The sequence below is a fragment of the Staphylococcus sp. GDY8P196P genome, from assembly GCF_017891705.1.
GTDB lineage: Bacteria > Bacillota > Bacilli > Staphylococcales > Staphylococcaceae > Staphylococcus > Staphylococcus ureilyticus.
The window spans coordinates 1-7,057 of record NZ_JAESJS010000001.1 but is presented as its reverse complement, the minus strand read 5'-3'; the positions used below and the strand labels follow the sequence as shown (position 1 = coordinate 7,057).

At 33.7% G+C, this 7,057-nt stretch carries 6 protein-coding genes and 2 pseudogenes; 4 read left to right on the top strand and 4 right to left on the bottom strand.

Annotation, left to right across the window (positions count from 1 at the left end):
* Positions 1 to 278: pseudogene (locus KA814_RS00040) on the bottom strand (plasmid recombination protein); the annotation flags it as partial.
* A gap of 263 nt (positions 279 to 541) precedes the next feature.
* Between KA814_RS00040 and KA814_RS00035 the strand changes: the two are divergent.
* Together KA814_RS00035 and cfr are read left to right on the top strand one after the other, a co-directional pair.
* On the top strand, positions 542 to 721 hold the full coding sequence (locus tag KA814_RS00035; protein WP_013356267.1) for a hypothetical protein: 180 nt from the start codon (positions 542 to 544) through the stop codon (positions 719 to 721).
* Positions 722 to 874: 153 nt separating this feature from the next.
* Positions 875 to 1,924, top strand: coding sequence for a 23S rRNA (adenine(2503)-C(8))-methyltransferase Cfr (gene cfr, locus KA814_RS00030; RefSeq protein ID WP_001010505.1), 1,050 nt, complete (start codon positions 875 to 877; stop codon positions 1,922 to 1,924).
* An 806-nt stretch (positions 1,925 to 2,730) separates the two neighbouring features.
* Here the strand turns inward: cfr and mobV are convergent.
* Positions 2,731 to 3,795: a MobV family relaxase gene (mobV, locus tag KA814_RS00025; protein WP_172684477.1), complete on the bottom strand. Its 1,065-nt coding sequence runs from the start codon at positions 3,793 to 3,795 to the stop codon at positions 2,731 to 2,733.
* Between the two features lie 567 nt (positions 3,796 to 4,362).
* Between mobV and ermCL the strand changes: the two genes are divergently transcribed.
* Both ermCL and erm(C) read left to right on the top strand, forming a co-directional pair.
* A complete protein-coding gene (gene ermCL, locus KA814_RS00020; protein ID WP_014158491.1) occupies positions 4,363 to 4,422 on the top strand; it encodes a 23S rRNA methylase leader peptide ErmCL in 60 nt (19 codons plus the stop codon).
* A gap of 60 nt (positions 4,423 to 4,482) precedes the next feature.
* Positions 4,483 to 5,217, top strand: coding sequence for a 23S rRNA (adenine(2058)-N(6))-methyltransferase Erm(C) (gene erm(C) / locus KA814_RS00015; RefSeq protein WP_014125936.1), 735 nt, complete (start codon positions 4,483 to 4,485; stop codon positions 5,215 to 5,217).
* A 72-nt stretch (positions 5,218 to 5,289) separates the two neighbouring features.
* Here the strand turns inward: erm(C) and KA814_RS00010 are convergent, their stop codons facing one another.
* Together KA814_RS00010 and KA814_RS00005 are read right to left on the bottom strand one after the other, a co-directional pair.
* Entirely contained in the window at positions 5,290 to 6,273 is a 984-nt protein-coding gene (locus tag KA814_RS00010; protein WP_014125933.1) for a protein rep, read from the bottom strand.
* A gap of 243 nt (positions 6,274 to 6,516) precedes the next feature.
* Positions 6,517 to 7,057 (bottom strand): annotated as a pseudogene (locus tag KA814_RS00005) (MobV family relaxase); the annotation flags it as partial.

Genomic DNA, 7,057 nt, shown 5'->3' with positions numbered 1-7,057 from the left:
CCAAACATGGACTTTTCACCCTTCATGTGTCGTTTCGCTGGTACTTCTAAATCTGATTTAACTTTATCGCTATAAGCAGTCCATTCATCTTTTTTAACTGCTAAGTTTTTTTCTAGAAAATCAATCTCTTTTTCCAAAGTTTGTTTTTTAAATTTAGCTGTCTCAATATGTTTACGGTCAGAGCCACGTTCACCACGCTTCAACTCAAAACCCTGTTTTTTCATATGCTCGGGGAATTTATCTTGTAACCATAACAGTTCTTGACGATTAAACACATTTAAAAATCGATTCCTAAACTTCAAGGAATCGATTTTTTGCTGCAATTTTCTTAACGTAAATGTTCAAATAGCCCCCACCTTCTATCTCGTCCAGTTGGTTTCCCCAGTCCATAAATATCAGATGAAGACAAGGCACTAAAAGTTTTTATAAAATTGGTTGATTTAGGTTTTACATTATGTTGCTAACTTTAATATTTACATTTGAATATTAAAATGTTACAGTACAGGCTAAGTATATTAATTAGTGAAAGGAGGTAATAGCTATGTTAACTGTTTTTAGAATCTTATTCGGTGAAAATACAAAAATCGGAAACCGTTTAGCTATTAAAGGGAGTAGTCTGTCCTTTTTTAAACTAAACAATGATATAAAAACAGTTGCCGGAGCTTTGCCTCTACTATGGATAAGTTTAAAACAAGATCATCAACATACTTGTTTTATGTAGTGAAATATGCATATTTGTATGTTTTGACTTTCGGCACCGGTAATTTTTATCTGTGTTTTTTTTGTGTGCAAAAAGAAATTGATTCTTAGGGACTGCTACTCCTTTCCAATTATTCTAATTACCACTAGAGCAAATTGTGAAAGGATGAAAGAAATGAATTTTAATAATAAAACAAAGTATGGTAAAATACAGGAATTTTTAAGAAGTAATAATGAGCCTGATTATAGAATAAAACAAATAACCAATGCGATTTTTAAACAAAGAATTAGTCGATTTGAGGATATGAAGGTTCTTCCAAAATTACTTAGGGAGGATTTAATAAATAATTTTGGAGAAACAGTTTTGAATATCAAGCTCTTAGCAGAGCAAAATTCAGAGCAAGTTACGAAAGTGCTTTTTGAAGTATCAAAGAATGAGAGAGTAGAAACGGTAAACATGAAGTATAAAGCAGGTTGGGAGTCATTTTGTATATCATCACAATGCGGATGTAATTTTGGGTGTAAATTTTGTGCTACAGGCGACATTGGATTGAAAAAAAACCTAACTGTAGATGAGATAACAGATCAAGTTTTATACTTCCATTTATTAGGTCATCAAATTGATAGCATTTCTTTTATGGGAATGGGTGAAGCTCTAGCCAACCGTCAAGTATTTGATGCTCTTGATTCGTTTACGGATCCTAATTTATTTGCATTAAGTCCTCGTAGACTTTCTATATCAACGATTGGTATTATACCTAGTATCAAAAAAATAACCCAGGAATATCCTCAAGTAAATCTTACATTTTCATTACACTCACCTTATAGTGAGGAACGCAGCAAATTGATGCCAATAAATGATAGATACCCAATAGATGAGGTAATGAATATACTCGATGAACATATAAGATTAACTTCAAGGAAAGTATATATAGCTTATATCATGTTGCCTGGTGTAAATGATTCTCTTGAGCATGCAAACGAAGTTGTTAGCCTTCTTAAAAGTCGCTATAAATCAGGGAAGTTATATCATGTAAATTTGATACGATACAATCCTACAATAAGTGCACCTGAGATGTATGGAGAAGCAAACGAAGGGCAGGTAGAAGCCTTTTACAAAGTTTTGAAGTCTGCTGGTATCCATGTCACAATTAGAAGTCAATTTGGGATTGATATTGACGCTGCTTGTGGTCAATTATATGGTAATTATCAAAATAGCCAATAGTATTGAACAAGGTATATAGCTGATATAATAAGGTGAATTTTTAAATAATATTAATGCAATTAATATTATTTTGATAACTCAATTATGCTAGTATTTTCTTCAAATATGAATGGACTACTGGGTGGAAGATAATTAACTAATCTGTATTCTTCTAATTTGAAATGAATAAGTTTCAAAGTACTAAGATATAGGATTAGTCATCCATTTTTTTTAAATCAGTTTAACTAGATGTTTTGTTTGTCGAATGACAAAAAACTCTTATTTAGTATAAATGAATAGATAATCCTTCCAATAATAATTGGGAGGATTTTTTATTCTCCCTAAATACAAATGTAAGTTAATGAAATATATACTTGAAGATGTTTATGGCATTCTAAAAATGTAGTCTTTGGCAGTTAATTTATGTAGTCTCTCTAGAGAACAACTTGAAAGTATTCGGGAATGCGTTCAGCTTCATAAAACCCTCCTCAATTATATAATCTGAAACCCTCTTGCTAAGTTCTTCTTCAACTTTTTGAAAACCTTTTAATATCATTTGATTTCTCACTTTATTAGCGTTCGTAAAAGTACACGTTTTCGAACACCTCAAAAGCAACCGGAAAACAGAAAAAGAACGTTCGTAAATGTGGCCATCCACTTTGCGAACGTTCTTCTGTTTCAAGCTAAATTTACGAACGAATTATTGCTGTTTTTTCATTTTTATTTATGTATTTTTTACATCCGAAGGCGACAAGTGAATTCCTTTCACCACCCCGATTTGGGGTGGTGTATAACTGGGCACTTTGCGTGAAGACTCTCTGCGCCTTTCAGCGTTCCAACTCTTGGTCTCTTTTTCTAGCAATATTGTTTTCTTTTTCTTGCTGACGCTCTTTTTGCCATTCCTTGAATTTCTCCAGCTGGGATTTTGCAAATTCCATCAAAACATTCAACTGGCTTTTCAGGGTTTTGTTTTCCTTCTGCAAATCGAGATTTTCTTTTTTCAAACCGTTATTTTCTTTCTGCAGCTGCGCCGTTTTTCTTTTTTCTTGGTCCAGTTTCCGATCGCTGTCGATCACGTTATCGACCATATCGTCAAATCGCTTTTCATGAGCCTCGATGGTCCTTTCGATGGCTTCCGTGGCCTTCGCTCTTGCTTTAAGTGCTTCAAAGTCCTCTACAGGCAATTTTACGTGGTTCCGGTCAAATAGAGAGGGTTTAGTGACTTGCAGCTCATCGACCTTCTTAGAAGCCGTCAGCGCGTTTCTGAGGGCTTCTGTTTCCTTCTCAAGGGTTTTAATCTCTTCATTGAGCGTTAACGCCTTAAAACGGCTCATTTCAATGTGTTTCCGGTCAGAGGCAATGCCCCGTTCGACTTCAAAACCAACACTTTGCATGTGTTTTGGGAATTCTTCCTGCATCCACTGCAACTCCTGCCGATTGAAGACATTCTTGCCCTGGAGTTTGCCGTCACGCATCGGAACGACCCCTAAATGCATGTGAGGCGTTTTCTCGTCGTTGTGAACCGTCGCATAAGCGATATTTTGTTTGCCGTAGCGTTCCGAAAACAATTTATGGCTTTCCTCGAAAAACCGTTTCTGTTCAGCCGGATCTAACCCATCAAAAAATTTCCGGTCCGATGTCACCAGCAGCTCATTTACGAGCACGGCATCTTTTCGGGTTTTCCGTTCGCTTACTTTTTGGCTCTCGATGATGGCTTTTACTTGTTGGTTGTAATCAATTTTCTCTTGATGCAGCAAATCATAATTCAAATGTTCACGGTCCGGATCGATGTCTGGATTCGTCCGACTTTCCCGTTCTCGCTGGTTGTGAAATTGCATGCCCTTTAAATCTGGACTCTTCATTTTCTGCATCCGTACCACAGCAAAACTCACAAAAACACGCCCCCTTATTTCGGTCAACTTCCATGTAAAGTATAGCACACTATACTTTATATCCATAAAGTGTGTGCTCTGCGAGGCTATTGGCTCTGCCAACAAAACCCTGCATACTGATTACCAGTATGCACAAAACCTTTAAGACCTTTCTTTTTTTTACGAGAAAAAAGAAACAAAAAAACCTGACCTCTGCCACCTCAGCAAAAGGGGGATTTGCTCTCGTGGCTCGTTTAAAAAAGACAAGGGACAGGTCGTATTTTTCAAAACGCTGCGCTGAAAAATCTCCACCTTAAACCCTTGTCTTTTTTATTTTGTCCGTTATGTTTTTCGTACCGAAAGCCGTACTCAGCAAAATCAAAATTTGCTCGACTTTCGGTTTTCCAGGATAACGGACAAAACCACTTAAAATAACAAAAGACACGAGAATGATCTCTCGTATCTTTTGTATTCTTATTCAACAATCGCGCCCGATTGCAGTATAAATTTAACGGTCGTTCATCATGTTCTTATTTATCAGAGCTTGTGCTATAATTATTTTAAGTTTATAAGAAGGAGAATTAATATATGGGCATTTTTAGTATTTTTGTAATCAACACAGTTGATTATCAACCAAACAAAAAATAAGTGGTTATAATGAATCGTTGATAAGCAAAATTCATTATAACCGCATTAAAGAGGGTTATAATGAACAAAAAAAATATAAAAGACAGTCAAAACTTTATTACTTCGAAACGTAATGTAGATAAAATAATGACAAATATAAGCTTAAATGAACATGATAATATCTTTGAAATTGGCTCAGGAAAAGGGCATTTTACCCTTGAATTAGTACAAAGGTGTAATTTCGTAACTGCTATTGAAATAGACCATAAATTATGCAAGACTACAGAAAATAAACTTGTTAATCACGATAATTTTCAAGTTTTAAACAAGGATATATTGCAGTTTAAATTTCCTAAAAACCAATCCTATAAAATATTTGGTAATATACCTTACAACATAAGTACGGATATAATACGCAAAGTTGTTTTTGAAAGTATAGCTGATGAGAGTTATTTAATCGTGGAATACGGGTTTGCTAAAAGGTTATTGAATACAAAGCGCTCATTGGCGTTACTTTTAATGGCAGAAGTTGATATTTCTATATTAAGTATGGTTCCAAGAGAATATTTTCATCCTAAACCTAAAGTGAATAGCTCGCTTATCAGATTAAATAGAAAAAAATCAAGAATATCGTACAAAGATAAACAGAAGTATAATTATTTCGTTATGAAATGGGTTAACAAAGAATACAAGAAAATATTTACAAAGAGTCAATTTAACAAATCCTTAAAACATGCGGGAATTGACGATTTAAACAATATTAGCTTTGAGCAATTCTTGTCTCTTTTCAATAGCTATAAATTATTTAATAAGTAAGTTAAGGGGTGCGTAAACTGCACCCCTTAACTTGTCTTGTTTTGCTTAAACAATCTTGGCCCTTTTGTTGAATTACTCTTTAATAAAATAATTTTTCCGTTCCCAATTCCACATTGCAATAATAGAAAAGCCATCTTCATCTGCTTTTTCTTCATCATCTGTATGTATTAAATCGCCATCTTCTGCGTCATCAAGATTTAATTCCTTATGAATTTCCTTTAATAAACCACCATATGAAATTAATCTTTTTCGATAAAGTCCTTCCTCCAAATCAGCTAAACGCTGCAAATTTCTTTCTTCGTCATCAGTCATAAAATCTGTATCTTTTACTGGATATTTTGCAGTTTCATCAATGGCTGATTTTATATCAGATTTATGTTTATTTTTTGGTCGAATCATTTGGACTTTAACGTTTGGATCATAATCTAATTTCATAGCTCTTTTCCAAAATTGAATCCATTGCTTTTGATTCACATAGTTTTCAGTGTTATAAAAATAAGTGCTTTCTACACAAACCAACACATGCATGTGTTGGTTATAAGAATTATCTATATTATTTACAGTTACTTCTGTCGCTCGCATAAAACCAACTAAGTTTTTATTAATTTTCTTATATTTCATCATACGATTAAAACCTTTTGACATATCCGATAAACTTTTATTTAATTCAGTACCATCATAAACATTTCTAACGGTCAACGTAAGGAAAAGCCAACGAACTGTTGGTTTTTGTTTGATAACTTCTGCAACAACCTTTTGTGACTGAATACCATGCTTCATTGCTCTCCTCCAGTTGCACATTGGACATAATCGAGATTTACAAAACCACACACGATATAACGTTTTTTCTCCCGTTTCATAACTCACTTTATATTCAAGTACCTCTGCACAATCTTTTACACGTTCAGCCTTTTTAAATTCAAGAATATGCAAGAGTTCAAAATAATCTACATTTGCCATTTTCTTTTCTCGCCAAGGTCTTATTTTTCCACTTTTTGTTTTGTCGATTAGTACACTTGATTTTTCATCTGAATTAATGCTATTATTATTGCACATAATTAATACAGAAACCCCCTATGTAAATTTGTTTTTGTGTGGTAACTTAAACAATAACATAGGGTATTTTTCTGTGCAAGGATTTTTAAAGGTTCATTAACCTTATAAAGCCAATCACACCAACACTTTAAACGCGATGTAAACTATAAAAATAAAAACTTGTTGTTTCTATATGTATCAAGATAAGAAAGAACAAGTTCAAAACCATCAAAAAAAGACACCTTTTCAGGTGCTTTTTTTATTTTATAAACTCATTCCCTGATCTCGACTTCGTTCTTTTTTTACCTCACGGTTATGAGTTAGTTCAAATTCGTTCTTTTTAAGTTCTAAATCGTGTTTTTCTTGGAATTGTGCTGTTTTATCCTTTATCTTGTCTACAAACCCCTTAAAAACGTTTTTAAAGGCTTTTAAGCCGTCTGTACGTTCCTTAAGGAATTCCTTAGTGCTTTCATAGATTAAACTCACATCACGCTTTAAATCGCTTATTTTAGACTTTAAAGACTTATTTTCTTCAAGCAACTCATTATAATCATTTACATTTTCGTTAAATCGCTCTACAAGACCACTATATTTTTCTTTAACTTGCCCATGTTCTTTACTTAATTTTTTATATTCTCTCGCCATATCAGTACTCATGAGATTTCTAACATGCTGTTTTAACTTATCGTTATCTCTCGCAGCAGTCACTAAGTTTTTATAGTCACGCTCCGATATAACAACATTTTTAGTTGGTTTCTTTTCTGTTTTCATTATTTCTTTTCCTAAACCAAACATGGACTTTTCA

Excerpts from the sequence above, each read along its gene's own strand:
- KA814_RS00035 (WP_013356267.1), top strand. The coding sequence starts at position 542 with ATGTTAACTGTTTTTAGAATCTTATTCGGTGAAAATACAAAAATCGGA.
- cfr (WP_001010505.1), top strand. The coding sequence starts at position 875 with ATGAATTTTAATAATAAAACAAAGTATGGTAAAATACAGGAATTTTTA.
- KA814_RS00010 (WP_014125933.1), bottom strand. The coding sequence starts at position 6,273 with ATGTGCAATAATAATAGCATTAATTCAGATGAAAAATCAAGTGTACTA.